Source organism: Gilliamella sp. B2923 (genome assembly GCF_026536565.1).
In the GTDB taxonomy this organism is placed as follows: domain Bacteria; phylum Pseudomonadota; class Gammaproteobacteria; order Enterobacterales; family Orbaceae; genus Gilliamella.
The window spans coordinates 33,829-50,335 of record NZ_JAFNNZ010000003.1; the positions used below are offsets into that span (position 1 = coordinate 33,829).

Annotated in this window: 13 protein-coding genes, 1 pseudogene and 1 riboswitch; of the genes and pseudogenes, 5 read left to right on the forward strand and 9 right to left on the reverse strand. The window is 37.9% G+C overall.

The genetic code is table 11. The features are described 5' to 3' along the window. Positions 1-453 precede the first annotated feature (453 nt). From J3U42_RS04780 to J3U42_RS04790, 3 genes are read left to right on the forward strand one after another with little or no spacing between them, the layout of a single operon-like run. Positions 454-1,110, forward strand: a complete 657-nt coding sequence (locus tag J3U42_RS04780) for a nucleoside recognition domain-containing protein (protein WP_220219398.1) — start codon at positions 454-456, stop codon at positions 1,108-1,110. Beyond that, the gene (locus J3U42_RS04785; protein WP_267329731.1) at positions 1,103-1,570 is read left to right on the forward strand and encodes a YjiG family protein; all 468 of its coding nucleotides are present in this window, start codon (positions 1,103-1,105) and stop codon (positions 1,568-1,570) included. Before J3U42_RS04780 ends, J3U42_RS04785 begins: the two co-directional genes overlap by 8 nt. 14 nt (positions 1,571-1,584) lie before the next feature. Continuing rightward, positions 1,585-2,685: a M20 peptidase aminoacylase family protein gene (locus J3U42_RS04790; protein WP_267335788.1), complete on the forward strand. Its 1,101-nt coding sequence runs from the start codon at positions 1,585-1,587 to the stop codon at positions 2,683-2,685. 107 nt (positions 2,686-2,792) lie between these two features. On the opposite strand, the gene ribB is transcribed toward J3U42_RS04790, so the two are convergent. From ribB to eco, 6 genes and pseudogenes are all read right to left on the reverse strand, one after another. Beyond that, positions 2,793-3,428 carry a 3,4-dihydroxy-2-butanone-4-phosphate synthase gene (ribB, locus tag J3U42_RS04795; protein ID WP_267329729.1) on the reverse strand — a complete coding sequence of 212 codons (636 nt, stop codon included), beginning with the start codon at positions 3,426-3,428 and terminating at the stop codon, positions 2,793-2,795. A 216-nt stretch (positions 3,429-3,644) separates the two neighbouring features. Next, a riboswitch (FMN riboswitch) is annotated at positions 3,645-3,832 on the reverse strand. 122 nt (positions 3,833-3,954) lie between these two features. After that, complete coding sequence (locus tag J3U42_RS04800; RefSeq protein WP_366518694.1) at positions 3,955-4,713, reverse strand: ABC transporter permease subunit; 759 nt, start codon at positions 4,711-4,713, stop codon at positions 3,955-3,957. 243 nt (positions 4,714-4,956) lie between these two features. Next, positions 4,957-5,829, reverse strand: a pseudogene (locus tag J3U42_RS04805) (ABC transporter permease subunit); the annotation flags it as partial. 318 nt (positions 5,830-6,147) lie between these two features. Beyond that, positions 6,148-7,284, reverse strand: a complete 1,137-nt coding sequence (potG, locus tag J3U42_RS04810; RefSeq protein WP_220219393.1) for a putrescine ABC transporter ATP-binding subunit PotG — start codon at positions 7,282-7,284, stop codon at positions 6,148-6,150. 105 nt (positions 7,285-7,389) lie between these two features. Further along, positions 7,390-8,499, reverse strand: a complete 1,110-nt coding sequence (locus tag J3U42_RS04815) for an extracellular solute-binding protein (RefSeq protein ID WP_220219392.1) — start codon at positions 8,497-8,499, stop codon at positions 7,390-7,392. Positions 8,500-8,809: 310 nt separating this feature from the next. Next, a complete protein-coding gene (gene eco / locus J3U42_RS04820; protein ID WP_220219391.1) occupies positions 8,810-9,304 on the reverse strand; it encodes a serine protease inhibitor ecotin in 495 nt (164 codons plus the stop codon). A 112-nt stretch (positions 9,305-9,416) separates the two neighbouring features. On the opposite strand from eco, the gene ydiK reads away from it, so the two are divergent. Together ydiK and pssA are read left to right on the forward strand one after the other, a co-directional pair. Then, complete coding sequence (ydiK, locus tag J3U42_RS04825) at positions 9,417-10,469, forward strand: AI-2E family transporter YdiK (protein WP_220219390.1); 1,053 nt, start codon at positions 9,417-9,419, stop codon at positions 10,467-10,469. A 128-nt stretch (positions 10,470-10,597) separates the two neighbouring features. Beyond that, positions 10,598-11,953 carry a CDP-diacylglycerol--serine O-phosphatidyltransferase gene (gene pssA, locus J3U42_RS04830; protein ID WP_267335792.1) on the forward strand — a complete coding sequence of 452 codons (1,356 nt, stop codon included), beginning with the start codon at positions 10,598-10,600 and terminating at the stop codon, positions 11,951-11,953. A gap of 1,411 nt (positions 11,954-13,364) precedes the next feature. On the opposite strand, the gene J3U42_RS04835 is transcribed toward pssA, so the two are convergent. The 3 genes from J3U42_RS04835 to J3U42_RS04845 form a co-directional block, all read right to left on the reverse strand. After that, positions 13,365-14,339, reverse strand: coding sequence for a sugar-binding transcriptional regulator (locus J3U42_RS04835; protein WP_220219388.1), 975 nt, complete (start codon positions 14,337-14,339; stop codon positions 13,365-13,367). A gap of 21 nt (positions 14,340-14,360) precedes the next feature. Next, on the reverse strand, positions 14,361-15,140 hold the full coding sequence (locus tag J3U42_RS04840; RefSeq protein ID WP_220219387.1) for a triose-phosphate isomerase: 780 nt from the start codon (positions 15,138-15,140) through the stop codon (positions 14,361-14,363). Between the two features lie 226 nt (positions 15,141-15,366). Next, on the reverse strand, positions 15,367-16,482 hold the full coding sequence (locus tag J3U42_RS04845) for a glycerol dehydrogenase (protein WP_366915701.1): 1,116 nt from the start codon (positions 16,480-16,482) through the stop codon (positions 15,367-15,369). Between the last annotated feature and the right edge of the window lie 25 nt (positions 16,483-16,507).

Here is a 16,507-nt window from a genome sequence, read left to right on the forward strand (position 1 = left end):
AACATACTTAATGATTTTATAGCGAAGAAAAATAAATATCAAGGCTAAAACTGTTATAAGTCAATGTTTAAGACTGTTGCTGCCATTATTTTTACCAATCAAACGAAAGTAAAACTTTTAAAAAAACGCTGGGATCAAAATGCCGACAATATAATGATGCCAACAGAATATAATTGGTTGTCTTATTAGTAATCATTAAGGGAAAAACAGCCACCTTTTCAACGTTAATCAACTGTATAAAAACGATCACATTTTCAATTTAAACGAAATTCAGTATAAAATACCCAAAATAATTTCTGCTACTTTTGATAGCTAACATCGCTATTTAACACTAATTTGTCTATAACTGATTAGAAATAAAACAGAATATAACAGATTAAGTTGATAAAAGTGCAGTAATTATTTTTTTTATATTGAAATGAAAAGATTGAATAATCGTAAAAGGAAGATCGCATGTCAAAAAAATCTGACAATGAAGTAAAAGTCGGAATAAAAGCGTATATTTCACTTATTGTGGCTATACTGTTTTTTTCCGGCCTATTTTTTAATGTAGAGGGAAAAGAGTGGCTAGGTGCATTTGATTTTACCAGTCTAAGTGGTAAATTTGGTACGATGCTTCATCCGGAAAAAAATAGTTTTGTGGGTGAAGGCGGCATCAGTGCTCGAGCTGGTTTTATCTTTGCCCTTTCGCTCATACCCACAGTAATGTTAGCCCTGGGCGTTCTTGAAATATTTACCCACTATGGCACCATTCGAGCTGCGCATAAATTATTAACTCCGCTACTTAAACCTATCCTAGGTGTGCCAGGCAAAACGGGGCTTGCGCTTATCACTGATTTGCAAAGTACCGACGCCGGTGCGGTTTTAACTAAAGAATTATATGATGACAAGCAAATCACCAAAAAAGATTTAGTGATTATCAGCGCTTGGCAATATTCGGGCGCCGGATTGATTAATAACTATTTTTCAATCGGTTCCGCCCTATTCGCTTCGATGAGTGTTGCCATTTTTATTCCTTTAGTACTGATGATTGTACTTAAGTTTGTCGGTGCCATTTTAGTGCGTCTGGTTCTAAACTCAGTTTATAAGAAGGATTTTAGTAATGAGTAATTCACAAAATCAAACCAACAACCCATTAGATATTTTTGTTATTGGCGCACGTAAAGGCTTTAATATTGCCATTAATAACTTAATGCCCAATATCATCATGGCTTTTGTTATTACCGAAATCTTAAAACGCTTAGGGTTAATGCAGCTAATTGGTGATTATTTTTCACCGGTTATGGGGCTTTTTGGTCTACCGGGCGAAGCCATTACGGTCTTACTCACAGCTTGGTTATCCGCTTCAGCAGGTACCGGTGTGGCGGTTAATTTAATTACGCAAGGCTTACTTAGCGCAACCGATGTTACCATTTTGGCACCCGCTATTTTCTTAATGGGCTCACAACTGCAATATATGGGGCGATTGCTGGGCGTTGCTGATGTGCCGAAAAAATACTGGCCATTACTCATGGTAAACAGTATTGTTAATGGTTTAATTGCCATGATTGTTATGCGGTTTATTGTTTGATAAAGGAGATATCAATGTCAACTGTTTTACAACACTATAACCATTTGCATCAGATCCCGGAGCTTGGTTTTCAAGAGCATCAAACAGCGGCTTATATTGCAAACGAGCTTGAAAAAGCAGGTTATAAAGTGACTCGTAATATTAATAATACAACCGGAATAGTTGCGGAGTATGACTCTGGCAAACCCGGACCGGTACTTGCCTTACGGGCTGATATGGATGCGCTTGGGCATATTATTGATGGCGTACATTGTGCAAGACATACTTGTGGTCATGACGGACACTCATCAATCTTGTTAACGGCAGCAGAAGAGCTAATAAAAGAAGGCAATATTAAGCAAGGCCGTTTAAAGCTTATCTTTCAACCCGCTGAAGAGCTAGGCTCTGGCGCTTTAGCGATGATTGCCGGTGGCGCCATTGATGACGTTGATATGATTATTGGTCTACATCTTCGTCCTAAAGATGAATGTCCAAAAGGTTTCGCATCGCCGGCAATGTTTTATTCGGCTTCTACCACTGTGGAAGTTAATATCCACGGTATACCTGCGCACGGCGCACGGCCACATCTAGGCGTCAATGCACTAGATGCCGCTATGATGGCAATTCAAGCAGTAAATACCATTCATCTTGCGCCTAGTTTAACTTATAGCGTAAAAGCAACACGCTGTATTTGTGATGCTGGCGTCACCAATGCCATTCCGTCGAAAGCCTATGTCTGTTGGGATTTAAGAGCACCGACCAATCCGGCAATGGATGAGTTAAAAGCCAAAACCTTACAAGCAATTAAACTCAGTGTAGAAGCGATCGGCGCTAAAGCTGATATTGAAGTATCGAAAGAGATCCCAGCAGCTGAGATCGACAACGAAGTTAGCCAAATCATTACTGAGGCTATCGTTGATGTGTTAGGTAGTGAAGGATTAAAAGATCCGATCTTCACCCCGGGTGGCGAAGACTTTTTTAATTACCCAAGAGAACGTAATGTTAAAGCTGGATTTTGGGGATTAGGTTGTGATTTAACACCAGGATTACATCATCCGGAAATGAAGTTTGATTTATCTGCTTTAGAAAACGGTGTCAAAATTACTAAAGCTTGTGCTCTAAAAGTTTTAGGTTAATTTAACCATAACTATGTCGATAATGGTGCCAATAACTACACCAATAACTACGCCAATAACTATGCCGACAAATTCGGCATAGTTATCTTCCACCATTTAGCAAGGTCTTAAGATTCACGATATTGAACAATATCTTCAATAGTGACCACTGGTAAATGGTGTTTTTTAGCAAACTCAACCACTTGTGGCGCTCTTGCCATAGAGCCGTCATCATTGGTTAATTCACAAATAACCGCAGCAGGTTTGAATCCGGCTAAAGTTACTAAATCAACAGAAGCCTCAGTATGCCCACGACGTGCCAGTACTCCACCTTGTTGAGCCACTAACGGGAACACGTGACCGGGATGATTTAAATCACTGGGTTTTGCATTATCCGCAACGGCTGCTCGAACAGTGGTGACACGATCGGCGGCTGATACCCCGGTTGACACGCCTTCAGCCGCTTCAATGGTAATCGTGAAAGCGGTATGATTTTTACTGGTGTTATTTGCCACCATCATCGGTAATTGTAATTTTTCACAATAGGCTTTTGGCATGCATAAACAGACAATCCCACTACCATAACGAATGGTCAACGCCATTTGCTCTGTGGTGATTGTTTCTGCTGGCCAAATAATATCGCCTTCATTTTCACGATCTTCATCATCTAACACTAATACGCCTTGGCCGGCTTTAAGTGCAGATATCGCATTTTTCACACGCTCAATCGGTGTGCCAAACTCATTTAAATTAAACTGATTCATGGTAGTTACCTATCCTGTTATATACAATTAATTGTATTTACACTTAAATCCAATTTGCAACGAACATGCCGTAAATTTAGCTGACTAATTGCCGTATGCGCATTTAGGGCTTTGTCTTTGCTTTTTTATCAATTAAGTATAAATAAATTAAATACCAGAATCAGGGCAAGTGCTTGACCATAGTGATTTTACCTTTCGGTAAATATAGAAAAGATAAGCTACTCTCTTTCATCCAGACTTTAACTGTCGGCTTTGGAATCACACCAAATCTGCTAGACCTTAATCGATTAAAGATATTGAGTGTTTAGTCGGAAACATACCGCACTAAACCAACAAAATAAACGATTAAGCGCTCGTGGGCTATAACCACCGGTGGGGAATTACACCCCGCCCTGAGAATTTTGTCAGAAAACTGACTTGAAACACTATAATACAAAATGCATTAAAAAACACGGACATTTTAAAGAAAAATTGCCGCATATAGCGGCAATAATTAATAAAAGCAATATTGAGTAAAAGCAATAAGTTATTGCATACGAATTTCCCGCATTTTACGTCGCTCAGCTTTACGCATCCATAGCCATGATATAAAACCAATAATGCCGACAATCAATAGAATAATTGTTGCCAGTGCATTGACTTGTGGATCGACCCCTAACCTAACTTTTGAGAAAATAAGTTTAGGCAAAGTCATTGCGCCCGGTCCGGTGACAAAATTCGCAATCACCACATCATCCAGTGATAAGGTAAATGCCAGTAACCAACCCGATACTAACGCTGGGGCGATCATAGGTAAGGTGATAATAAAAAATACCTTAAGCGGATTAGCACCTAAATCGAGTGCCGCCTCTTCTATCGACTTATCTAATTCACGTAAACGGGCACTAATGACCACGGTAACATAAGCGGTACAAAATGTCGCATGCGCCATCCAAATGGTAATTGCACCACGGTCTTTAGGCCAACCTAACACTTGTCCCATACCAACAAATAGTAATAACAGTGCTAAACCCGTTATAACATCAGGCATAACCAACGGTGCTGTTGTCATAAATGAGAACAAATTAGCGCCACGGAAACGTCTGAAACGAATAATGGCGTAAGCGGCTAATGTACCTAACAAAATAGCCAGCGTTGCTGCGCCAGCGGCAATCGATAAGCTCAATCCGACAGCTTTAAGCAACGTATCATTGTGAATAAGCTCAAAGTACCATTTGGTTGAAAAATCTGCCCATACTGTCACTAAGCGTGAACTATTGAATGAATAGATAATCAAAATAATCATTGGGATATACAAAAAGGAAAATACCACCAATAAAATTAGCCCTTTTAAGCAACGACAAACTAACGCAATAGTCACTAGCGTTGTTACAATCAAGCTAAATGTTAAGCAACCAATATAGTAGCTCGCTGAGCCTAATAAACTCAGTCCTGATGATGATATCAACAGTGTTAAAATCATCACACCAAGTAGCGAAGAGATAAAGACGATCAAAGCAGATCGTAGAATAAGTGATGAATTATTCATTTATTTACCCCCCGTTTGGCTGTTCTGAAATTTGTTGAAATAATATATTGGCACAATTAATATCAGAAGCATCACACTGGCAACTGCCGATGCCGCTGGCCAATCATGGTTATTGAAGAATTCAGTCCAAAGCTGGGTACCAATCATAATACCTTCTGAAGGCCCTAATAGTTCCGGAATGACATATTCACCCACTGCCGGAATAAAGACCAACATTCCCCCTGCAATAACGCCATTTTTAGTTAATGGCACAATAATTTTGAAAAAGGTCTTAATCGGTTTACAACCTAAATCTAACGCTGCTTCAATTAAGGTCGTATCTACTTTACTTAGTGATGTATAGATTGGCAGAATCACAAACGGCAAGTAAGAATAGACAATACCGATATAAACGGCGAAATAAGTTTTCATAATGATCAGCGGCTGATCAATCACGCCTAACCACATTAAAAAGTGATTAAGTAAGCCATTTGGATTTAAGATACCAATCCATGCGTAAACCCGAATCAAAAACGAAGTCCAGGAAGGCAATATAATCAAAAGTAACAAAATGTTACGGGTTGACGGTTTACATTGTGAAATTGCCCACGCTAATGGATAGCCAATTAAAATACATAATATTGTTGAAATCGCCGCAATTTTTAGTGATTGCAAATAAGAATCAAGATAGATAGTATCCGTGATTAAATTGACATAATTACCGAAGTTCAAAACAATATTGAGCAGTCCGTCATCATAGCTAAACAGATCAGTATAAGGCGGAACAGCCGAAGCTATTTCTGAAAAACTGATTCTAAACACAATTAAAAATGGCAGTAAAAACAGCAATAACATCCATAAATATGGAATAGCAATGACAGTTAACCGACCATAAAGTGTCATCAAATCGGATTCATCCCGCTGTTGGCGCATTTTTTTATAAGCAAAATAAATGGCAACTAACCCAGCAGGAATGAACAATATGCTTCCGGCAATAATTAAGCGATAAGCAAATTTAGATGGTTTGTAATTTGCTAAATATAATCCTAAGCATGACAATAAGAAGCTTAATGTCATTGCCGTAAAGAGCGCATCTAAAAATAAGTTATCAAATGCATCAGTTGTTTGAAAACGCCAATAAACATTAAGCAAGACAAATGCATTTAACAACAAACCCAATAAAATGGATCGCATTACTTTATCCTCTTTTGTCTATTCGGTAAGCACAACACAACTATCAACTTCCCAACTTAGGTTGATCACATCCCCCCAAGTTGGCATGCCTTTACGATAGCGATGCTCATTTTGTAACTGTGCAATGATAATTTGTCCGCTGCCCAGTTTAACGTGATAAATCGACAAATCACCAAGATAAGCAATTTCCACCACTTCACCGGTCGCAACGTTATACCCTTCTTCCGGTATTTCATCACATAATTTAATTTTTTCCGGACGTAAGGCAACTTGAATTGGCACACCTTCGACGGCTGGCGAATCATAATCAACTTTGATTGGATGCTTGATCATCGGACAATTGATAATTAATCCGTCTTCTAAGGTTTCTTGCAAAATACCGTCAAAAACATTAACTGAGCCGATAAATTCAGCACTATAACGGCAATTTGGATGCTCATAAATCTCTTCCGGTTCGCCAATTTGGACAAATTGCCCTTTGTTCATAATCGCAATTCGCCCTGCCATTGTCATGGCTTCTTCCTGATCATGGGTCACCATAACGCAAGTAGCGCCCACTTGCTCTAAAATGCTGACCACTTCCAGTTGCATACGATCACGTAGCTGTTTATCCAGCGCTCCCATTGGCTCATCTAATAACAGGAGTTTCGGCCGTTTAGCTAAACTACGTGCTAAGGCAACACGTTGGCGTTGGCCGCCGGATAATTGGTGTGGTTTGCGTCGGCCAAACTGTTCCATATGAACTAGCGCGAGCATCTCTTCAACACGATGTTTGATCTCTTTCGGATCTAATTTGTCTTGCTTTAAACCAAAAGCAATATTTTGCTCAACCGTCATGTGAGGAAATAGAGCATACGATTGAAACATCATATTAATTGGTCGGTTATAAGGTGGCACTTGTGATAAATCTTTACCATCAAGAATAATCTGCCCCGAAGTTGGCTGCTCAAAACCAGCAAGCATACGTAATAACGTAGACTTACCACTACCCGATGCACCCAATAATGCGAAAATCTCACCTTTATAAATGGTTAGATTCACATCATCAACCGCATAATAATCATCATTAAAAACTTTGGTTAAATTTTTGATCTCCAATAATGGAGTTATCATCTTTTTTTTAGGCTGTACCTGATTTGTTGTTTTATCGTTCACTCTTTTTTCCTCTTAACAACAAGCCAAAAAAAACGAGACGGAAAGACTCAACAATCTCTCCGTCTAGAATATATCGTGTAAATAACGCAATTTTTCAATTGACGTTTATCTACCAGTTTTGAGTTTTGTCCACGTACGTGTGATCACACGTTCAAGCTTAGGTTCTTTAACTGTTAAAGTAAATAGTTTTTCCATAACTTCCGGTTTCGGATAAACAGCAGGATCGTTTTTCACTTCCGGCTTAACAAACTGATCATTTGCTACCTTGTTTGCACTAGCAAAATTAACATCGTTAGTGACTTGTGCAGCAATTTCAGGTTTCATAACAAAGTTTAAGAACTCGTGAGCTTCTTCTACGTTAGCGGCATCTTTTGGAATGGCAAAGGTATCAAAAAAGACTAATGCGCCTTCTTTAGGAATTTGATAACCAATATGCACACCGTTTTTAGCTTCGTTAGCTCTATCACGTGATTGTAAAATATCGCCAGACCAACCTAAAATGACACAGATATCACCATTTGCAAGATCGGTAATATATTGTGAAGAGTGGAAATAACGAATATTAGGTCTAACTTTCTCTAACAACTCGTAAGCGGCACCTGTATAATCTTTCGCATCGGTACTATTTGGGTCTTTACCTAAATATTGCAACGCACTGGCAAAGATTTCGGTCGGCGCATCTAAAAATGCCACACCACAATCTTTAAGTTTTTCCATATTTTCAGGTTTAAAGACTAAGTCCCAGCTGTCGACCGGTGCATTATCACCTAAACGCTCTTTAACTTTATCAATATTATAACCAATACCGGTTGTCATCCATACATACGGAATAGCATAAGTGTTATCCGGATCGTGATTTGCCATTAATTTCATTAGATTTGGATCAAGATTTTTCCAATTCGGTAATTTACTTTTATCTAATGGTAAATAGATACCCGATTTGATTTGTCTTGCTAAAAAACTATCTGACGGAGAGACCACATCAAACCCAGAATGACCAGCCATAAGCTTGCCTTCGAGCGCTTCATTGGAATCATACACATCATAAACAAGTTTAATACCGGTGGATTTTTCAAAATCAGCAATAGTTTGATTACCGATTTGACCCGCCCAGTTATAAAAATGCACGACACGATCTTTAGCGATAGCAGATTGAGATAATGCTAGTGAAACACCAGCGATGATTGAAAGAATTGTTTTACGTTGAGTAAACATGCTCACCACTTCTCCTCTAGTTAGGGATATTACATGTTAGACACAAGCCCGTTGTTAACTGACAACGAACCCCCAAATTTTACCATAACCTATTTTTAAATCGTATGGCGAAACCGAGGTAATCAGGTAATCACAAGTCATTAATAATAATGAACAAGTAGAGCTAACCTTGCATTACGAGGGATAAAATACCTTTTTTTTGCCAGATGTCTACATAAAATATCAAATATCTTGAGAATCTGGGCTGAATGATTACATTTTAACCGATCAGCCCGATTTTAGCAGTCTCTTAACAAATAATTTAACGTAATTATTCAGCGGAAGCCTGCAAAGGTTTGCTAGTTGGCTGCCAAACACGGTATTTGACAGTGAGATCACTTGGAACATAAAAAACAATTGGTAAACGGCTGTTATAACCTAACAAACCAATATTGTGATACATAGTGACAAATTGATTATGGTTAGCGCTTTGCGGGCAAGCCATTAAAGTTGAAATGCCGTCATTGACTTTATCAACAACATAATAAGAGTAACCCCATCCTTTGAGCTCTTCTTGCTTAACCGTGCCGGTTAAACTGCGTGAATTACAATCGACACTCATCTCTTTGCCGATCATAACTTCAACTTGTGCACTGTTTTCATCGGCAAGGCTTGGTAAACGAATAACATAACGAGTATAGCCCGTTTTAGCCTCTGGATAAGGCGCAATTTCATTGATATTTTGTACTGCTTGGGGGACGTTTGGTGATTTTGCACAAGCAGATAATGCAACACCCATTAACATTAATAACATTAATTTTTTCATATTATGCCTCCAACAAAAAATTGAATGTATTGACCATTAACACCTTATCATATGCTTTTTAAAGCATAAAGCGTATAATAACACTATCTTACTCAAATAACATGGTACAAAAATGCCAGCTGAAAAAAATACTTATGATCTATTAAAGTTAATTCTTAACTTACTGCTAATTGGATTATTAATTATTGTGACTTATCGGGTCATTGAGCCTTTCTTATTTGGTTTCTTTTGGGCGGTAATGGTTGTCATTGCAACTTGGCCATTAATGATAAAAATTCAACAAAAATTGTTTAACAAACGTTGGCTGTCAATTTTAGTTATGGCATTGATATTAGCATTTGTTTGCGTCATTCCGTTTATTTTAATCATTAGTAGCATTGCTCAAAACGGGCATCATATGATTGAATGGGCAAGAACGTTACCCTACAAAGAGTTACCCACATTTGACTGGTTAGAAAACATACCGACGTTTGGTACTGAATTGCATCAAAAATGGTTAGAGCTTAGAAAGACCGACGGCTCAGAATTAATCTCAGATATTCAACCCTACATTGGCACCGTCATTGGTTGGCTGTTAGAACAAGCAACCAATATTAGCGTCTTTATTTTTCATGCCGGGGTGATGATTATTTTTAGCCTTTTACTCTACCTTAAAGGCGAAAGTACCACAAAATATGTCTACCTGTTTGCCAATCGTTTATCGAAACAATACGGAAAAACAACGGTCACCTTAGCGGGTCAATCCATTCGAGCAGTAGCTTTGGGCGTTGTGGTCACCGCTATCACGCTGGCTTTAATTGGTGGCTTAAGCTTTATTGTAACTAAAATGCCATTACCGGGTATTTTAACCTTAATTTTATTTATCTGTTGTGTGGCTCAAATTGGACCTGTCGTTGTCATGCTAGGCTGTATTATTTGGCAATTTTGGGATGGACACACCGTTTACGCTATCGTGCTTATTGTGGTGGCTATCATTTTAACCACCCTTGATAGTGTGATGCGAGCTTATCTAATTAAAAAAGGGGCTGATCTGCCTTTCTTACTGATTTTATTTGGTGTGATTGGTGGTCTACTTGGTTTTGGTATTATGGGACTGTTTATTGGTCCAGTAGTACTTGCGTTAACTTATAAAATTATTCAAACATGGGTTGATGAACAATCTTAAATGATCTGTTTATTAATAAATAATAATGATTAGTGATTTAAACCTTATCCCACATAAAAAGGAGTGTTATTTTCTGATGTAAATTGTGTTATTCTACAATCTATACCAGTTATAATGATATATGAATCATGCGAATACCATTTATAAGATATAATCATCGAAAGCATCTTGATGAATTAGCCAAACTTCCTCAAAATGCTGAACAATATCAGATATTATATGATCCACAAAGTTATCGGTCTGCGTTACTTGAACATATTCAAAAAGCCCAATATCGAATCTATATTGTGGCACTTTATCTTGAACAAGATGAAGCAGGTAAAGAGATCCTTGCCGCCCTTTATCAAGCTAAAAAACTCAACCCTAGTCTGGATATCAAAGTCTTTGTCGATTGGCATCGGGCGCAGCGTGGTCGATTTGGCGAAGATAAATCAAACACCAATGCACGCTACTATTATCAGATGAAAAAGCAACATCCGGATATTGATATTCCGGTCTATGGCGTGCCAATTAATCGACGGGAAGTGCTCGGTGTTTTACATTTAAAAGGATCAATCATTGACGACACGGTCATTTATAGCGGTGCCAGTATTAATAATGTCTATCTACATAAGCTCGATAAATACCGTTATGATCGATATCACTTTATTACCAATAAAGCGTTAGCCGATAGTATGATCAAGTACATTGATGACAACTTTTTACCGTTTGAAGGTTTGCAACGATTAGATATTGAAAATCATAAAACCCGTAAGCAACTGAAATCGGCAATTAAATCGTTACGCCAGCACCTTTCCGGAGCCAATTATCAATATTCCGGCAATGCTGACAACAAATCATTATCAGTTGCGCCTATTGCAGGGTTGGGACGCAATAATGCGTTAAATAAAATTATTCATCATCTGGTTAATATTACTCAGAAGAAAATTATATTTTGCACCCCGTACTTTAATCTACCGAATATTTTAGTACGCGACATTATTCGTTTACTACGTAAAGGTCGAAAAGTTGAGATTATTATTGGTGATAAAGTAGCAAATGACTTTTATATACCGGAAGATCAACCATTTAACATTTCCGGCGGGCTTCCTTATTTATATGAAATCAATTTAAGACGCTTTATCGAACGTCTGCAATCGTATGTTGATAAAGAGCAATTGATTATTCGTTTATGGAAAGATCAAGATCAAACCTATCACTTAAAAGGGGTTTGGGTCGATAATGACTGGATGCTGGTAACCGGTAATAACCTTAATCCGAGAGCTTGGCGTTTAGATCTTGAAAACGGCATTTTAGTTCACGATCCAAAGCATCAGCTAAAACATCAACTACAACAAGAACTTGATACTATTCGTGAAAAAACCACATTGGTTACGCATTTCCAACAAATTCAAGCTAGCCAATTTTACCCTAAGCAGGTACACAAGCTGATTAAAAGACTTAGTCGTATTCGGGTTGATAGAATTATCAAGCGCTTACTGTAGCCAATAAAATTGCTGATTTTGATTTATCAAATTAAGTTATGTTTGATAACAATTATCCAAACCAGCAATAGTATACCAACCATGCCCCGGTAGCCAATCCTAACCGGGGCATAAATTTTCAAACTTATTTATGCTATTTCAATATGTTGATAGCGCCAAAAGATAAATTATCTTGTCAAAAACTTTCAGAAAACACCTACGTTTCAGTATAAAACTATTAACATTGATTTTAGACAGAAATCAAAGGATATAACTACTTAAAAACCTTACAAAGCAAAGCTTCATCAAATCATCAAAAGAATAACGACTAAGGTTAGTCATCAGTAAAAGTTAAAACCCTTGTCAAGAACTTTCAGAAAACACCCATGTTTAAGTAAAAAACATAAATATCGATTTAGAAAGAGATCAAAGGTTTTGTCGGCTTATAAAAATCTACAAAGCAAAGCTTTATCAAATCATCCAAAGATTAACAACTAAGGGCTAGTCATCAGCAAAAGTTAAAAAAACCTTGTCAAGAACTTTCAGAAAATACCTATGTTTTAGTATAAAACTACTAACATTGATTTTAGACAGAAATCAAAGGATATAACTGCTAAAAAACCTTACAAAGCTAAGCTTTATCAAATCATCCAAAGATTAACGACTAAGGCTAGTCATCAGCAGAAGTTAAAAACCCTTGTCAAAAACTTTCAGAAAATACCTGTGTTTTAGTAAAAAACATAAATATCGATTTAGAAAGAGATCAAAGGCTTTGTCGGCTTAGAAAAATCTATAAAGCTAAGCTTTGTCAAATCATCCAAAGAATAACGACTAGGAACTAGTCATCAGCAGAAGTTAAAACGCTTGCCAAGAACTTTCAGAAAATACCTATGTTTAAGTAAAAAAACATAAATATCGATTTAGAAAGAGATCAAAGGCTTTGCCGGCTTATAGAAATCTATAAAGCTAAGCTTCGTCAAATCATCCAAAGAATAACGACTAGGAACTAGTCATCAGCAAAAGTTAAAACCCTTGTCAAGAACTTTCAGAAAATACCCATGTTTAAGTAAAAAATATGAATATCGATTTAGAAAGAGATTAAAGGCTTTGTCGGCTTATAGAAATCTACAAAGCTAAGCTTCGTCAAATCATCCACAGAATAACGACTAGGAACTAGTCATCAGCAGAAGTTAAAAACCCTTGACAAGAACTTTCAGAAAATACCCATGTTTAAGTAAAAAATATGAATATCGATTTAGAAAGAGATCAAAGGCTTTGTCGGCTTATAGAAATCTACAAAGCTAAGCTTTGTCAAATCATCCAAAGAATAACGACTAGGGTTAATCATCAGTAAAAGTTAAAAACCCTTGTCAAGAACTTTCAGAAAATACCTATGTTTTAGTAAAAAACTATCGGTTTCTTATTCACTTTCTTATTTATTGGTATTTTGTTGCAGGCTTAAAACCATTCTGGCATTTGATGCGCTGGTTGCAATAATATCGATAACACCGGAGCGAAGCGCCCCTAGAATGGCGGTGGCTTTGGTATTTTCTGAGGCGATAGCAATCACACACGGTATATTGCGTAGCTCTTCGATACTTAAGCCAATAACGCGATCATTCATCACCGTATCGACCGGATTACCTTGAATATCAAAAAAGCCATAACCGGCAATATCACCAATCACCCCTTGATTTAACGTGGCGTAGGTGATCTCTTGTGGGGTAAACCAACCGAGTTGAACCATATAACAATTTTCGTTCATATCACCCAGACCAACCAAAGCAATATCGGCTTTAGAGGCTCTTTCTAAGGTATCTTTGATCACTCGATTTTGCATAAATGCACGTTTTAACTCACGGTTTTCAACATAAGCTGGCGCATATAATGTTTCGCTGGTGGCGTTAAATTTTCTGGCAAGGCTTCGACTAATATGGTCAGCATCGATAATCTCGCCAACTCGTTGTGTACCGCCAATTCCACAAATAAATTTACACTGTTTTTCGGGAAATACACCAATATGGCTGGCAATGGCAGCCACATTGCGCCCCTGTCCTACGGCAACGGTCATGCCGTTTTTTAAGGTGCTTGATAGGTAATTAGAAACTAGCGCAGCAACTTGCCGGCGTTGTTCATCTTCATCTTGATGATCTAAAGCAATCAGTGCCCGTTTGATACCAAAATTATTAACAAATTGCTGTTCTATTCGTGAGCTAAAGACAGGATGATATTTAACATTGATTTCAACAATCCCTTCAGCTCTCGCTTTTTTTAATAAACGACCAACTTTAATCCGTGATATACCAAATCGCTTTGCAATCTCTTCTTGAGTCTGTTCATACTCATAGTAGGCAACTGCGATTTCGGTAAGTAGTTCTGACTCTTGTTTATCATTGAATATATCCATTGGTGCGCCTTGTGTTTTATCTTAGCTTTGCTGATTAATAGCGGATAATATATTACAAAAACCTTTAGCTTGCCATGCACTGCGTCCAATAAATAAGCCATCGATGTTCGGTTGCGCAATCAATAAGGTTGAATTTTCAAGGTTTACGCTGCCTCCATACAATAAAATTATTTTATTCGCTATCTCGGTACCATACATTTCAGTTAATGCAAGTCTAAGTCGATGATGAATAGATTCTGCTTCTTCCGGTGTAGCCGGAACGCCATGTTCACCAATTGCCCAAATAGGCTCATAGGCAATGATAACTTGTTCAACTTGCGTTTTATCGACGCCATGCAGGGCAATTTTCATCTGTTTAACTACGGCTTCATGCGACACGCCCCACGCTTTTTCTTGAGCACTATCACCAATGCATACTAAAGGGGTGAGCTGGTGCTTTAATGCCGCATGTACCTTTTTATTGACAGTCATATCGGTTTCGCCAAAAAATTCCCGTCGCTCTGAATGCCCCATTTCCACCAGTTTAGCGCCGGTATCTTTTGCCATAATCGGCGAAATTTCACCGGTAAAAGCGCCTGAATCTTCAAAATGCATATTTTGTACGCCGGTTAAACAGTTCAGATTATGGCGCTGTATATAGTCAGATACTTCACGAACGCAGGTAAAAGGCGGAATAACAAAAGGTTGGATTTGTTTTTTTAAATTTTCCGGATAGAAGGTTCTTAACTGCTCACAATACAATAGCGCATCAGCTAATGTTTTATTCATTTTCCAGCTAGTGCCAATATAGATTTTTTTCATGATTCATCCTGTAATTAAAAATAGTTAGGCGGTAAATGGCAACGCTCAATTCTAATCAGAAACAACAAGCTTATACATAAGCGAAAACAGACTATTCAGTTTGGTATCTATTGCTTAATAACTTATGTGATTAGATCAATACTTAGCGTTATTAAAAATGACGTTTAAAAATTAAAAAAACACTTCATACAAGTAACAATACCGGTATGAAGTGCAAAATGAATGACTAGTTAAGACCTAACCGTTTTTTGTAATTTTTAACGTGATAATCTGTTGCTTTGATCGCTTGAATCACATCATCAGCCGTCACCTCAAAAGGCATGCTATGAATAGTTTCAACCGGATCTACCGCTTTTTTACCGATAAGTTCAAACTCTTCATCGGTAATTTTATCTAAGTGAACTTCCTCGAGCGTAATTGGTAAACCGAGTTTAAGATAGAGGTCGATATAACGCTCCAATTCAGCAATCGGTCGCCCTTCTAAAACCAATTGAGCTATTGTGCCATACGCCACTTTTTCACCGTGGGTTAAATGATGCACATCACCCGGTACCGCAGTAAAGCCGTTATGAATTGCATGAGCGGCGCCTAATCCACCATTTTCAAAGCCAAGACCACTTAATAACGTATTGGCTTCAACCACGGCTTCTAAAGCTGGGGTAACCAATTTCTTTTCATTCGCTTCTACTGCTAAAAGCGCATATTCAAAAATGGTTTTTTCACACTCTCTGGCAATAGCTTCACCGGCTATGGTTGCAATGCCGCCAGCATCAGTTTTATGACAGCTACGAATTGAAGTTCGTGCTTCAACCCATGTGGCTAAACCGTCAGCAATCCCCGATTTTAATGAGCGAACTGGCGCATTAGCAATCACACGAGTATCAACCAATACCAAATCCGGATTTTTATAATGGTGCCATAGGAAATCAAACACGCCGTCTTCGGTATAGACCACTGACACTTTAGCCGTTGGCGCATCGGTCGAGGCGGTGGTTGGTACGCACACTTTTGGAATGTTATATTTTGCGGCTAAGGCTTTTGCAGTATCTAACGTTTTACCGCCACCGACACCAATAATGGCATCAAATTTTTTATCTTTATACTCATCGAGCAGTCGATTGATTTCAACCATAGAGCACTCACCATTAAACACAGCTTTGGTAATGTCTAATCCTGAGTTGGTTAATGAATCTGCCAGTTGATTTGCCGCTATATTCCAGATGTTTTGATCGGCAAGAATTAAAAAATGCGTTCCAAAAGGTTTAATATACACATCTGCTCGTGTAAGTAAATCTTTACCCTGTACATATCTGTTAGGACTAACAAAAACCTTATCCATAATTACTACCTCTTTTTATGACTTTTTA

Coding starts and splice junctions, on each gene's coding strand:
- J3U42_RS04780 (WP_220219398.1), top strand. CDS start 454: ATGTCAAAAAAATCTGACAATGAAGTAAAAGTCGGAATAAAAGCGTAT.
- J3U42_RS04785 (WP_267329731.1), top strand. CDS start 1,103: ATGAGTAATTCACAAAATCAAACCAACAACCCATTAGATATTTTTGTT.
- J3U42_RS04790 (WP_267335788.1), top strand. CDS start 1,585: ATGTCAACTGTTTTACAACACTATAACCATTTGCATCAGATCCCGGAG.
- ribB (WP_267329729.1), bottom strand. CDS start 3,428: ATGAATCAGTTTAATTTAAATGAGTTTGGCACACCGATTGAGCGTGTG.
- J3U42_RS04800 (WP_366518694.1), bottom strand. CDS start 4,713: ATGATTATTTTGATTATCTATTCATTCAATAGTTCACGCTTAGTGACA.
- J3U42_RS04815 (WP_220219392.1), bottom strand. CDS start 8,499: ATGTTTACTCAACGTAAAACAATTCTTTCAATCATCGCTGGTGTTTCA.
- eco (WP_220219391.1), bottom strand. CDS start 9,304: ATGAAAAAATTAATGTTATTAATGTTAATGGGTGTTGCATTATCTGCT.
- ydiK (WP_220219390.1), top strand. CDS start 9,417: ATGCCAGCTGAAAAAAATACTTATGATCTATTAAAGTTAATTCTTAAC.
- pssA (WP_267335792.1), top strand. CDS start 10,598: ATGCGAATACCATTTATAAGATATAATCATCGAAAGCATCTTGATGAA.
- J3U42_RS04835 (WP_220219388.1), bottom strand. CDS start 14,339: ATGGATATATTCAATGATAAACAAGAGTCAGAACTACTTACCGAAATC.
- J3U42_RS04840 (WP_220219387.1), bottom strand. CDS start 15,140: ATGAAAAAAATCTATATTGGCACTAGCTGGAAAATGAATAAAACATTA.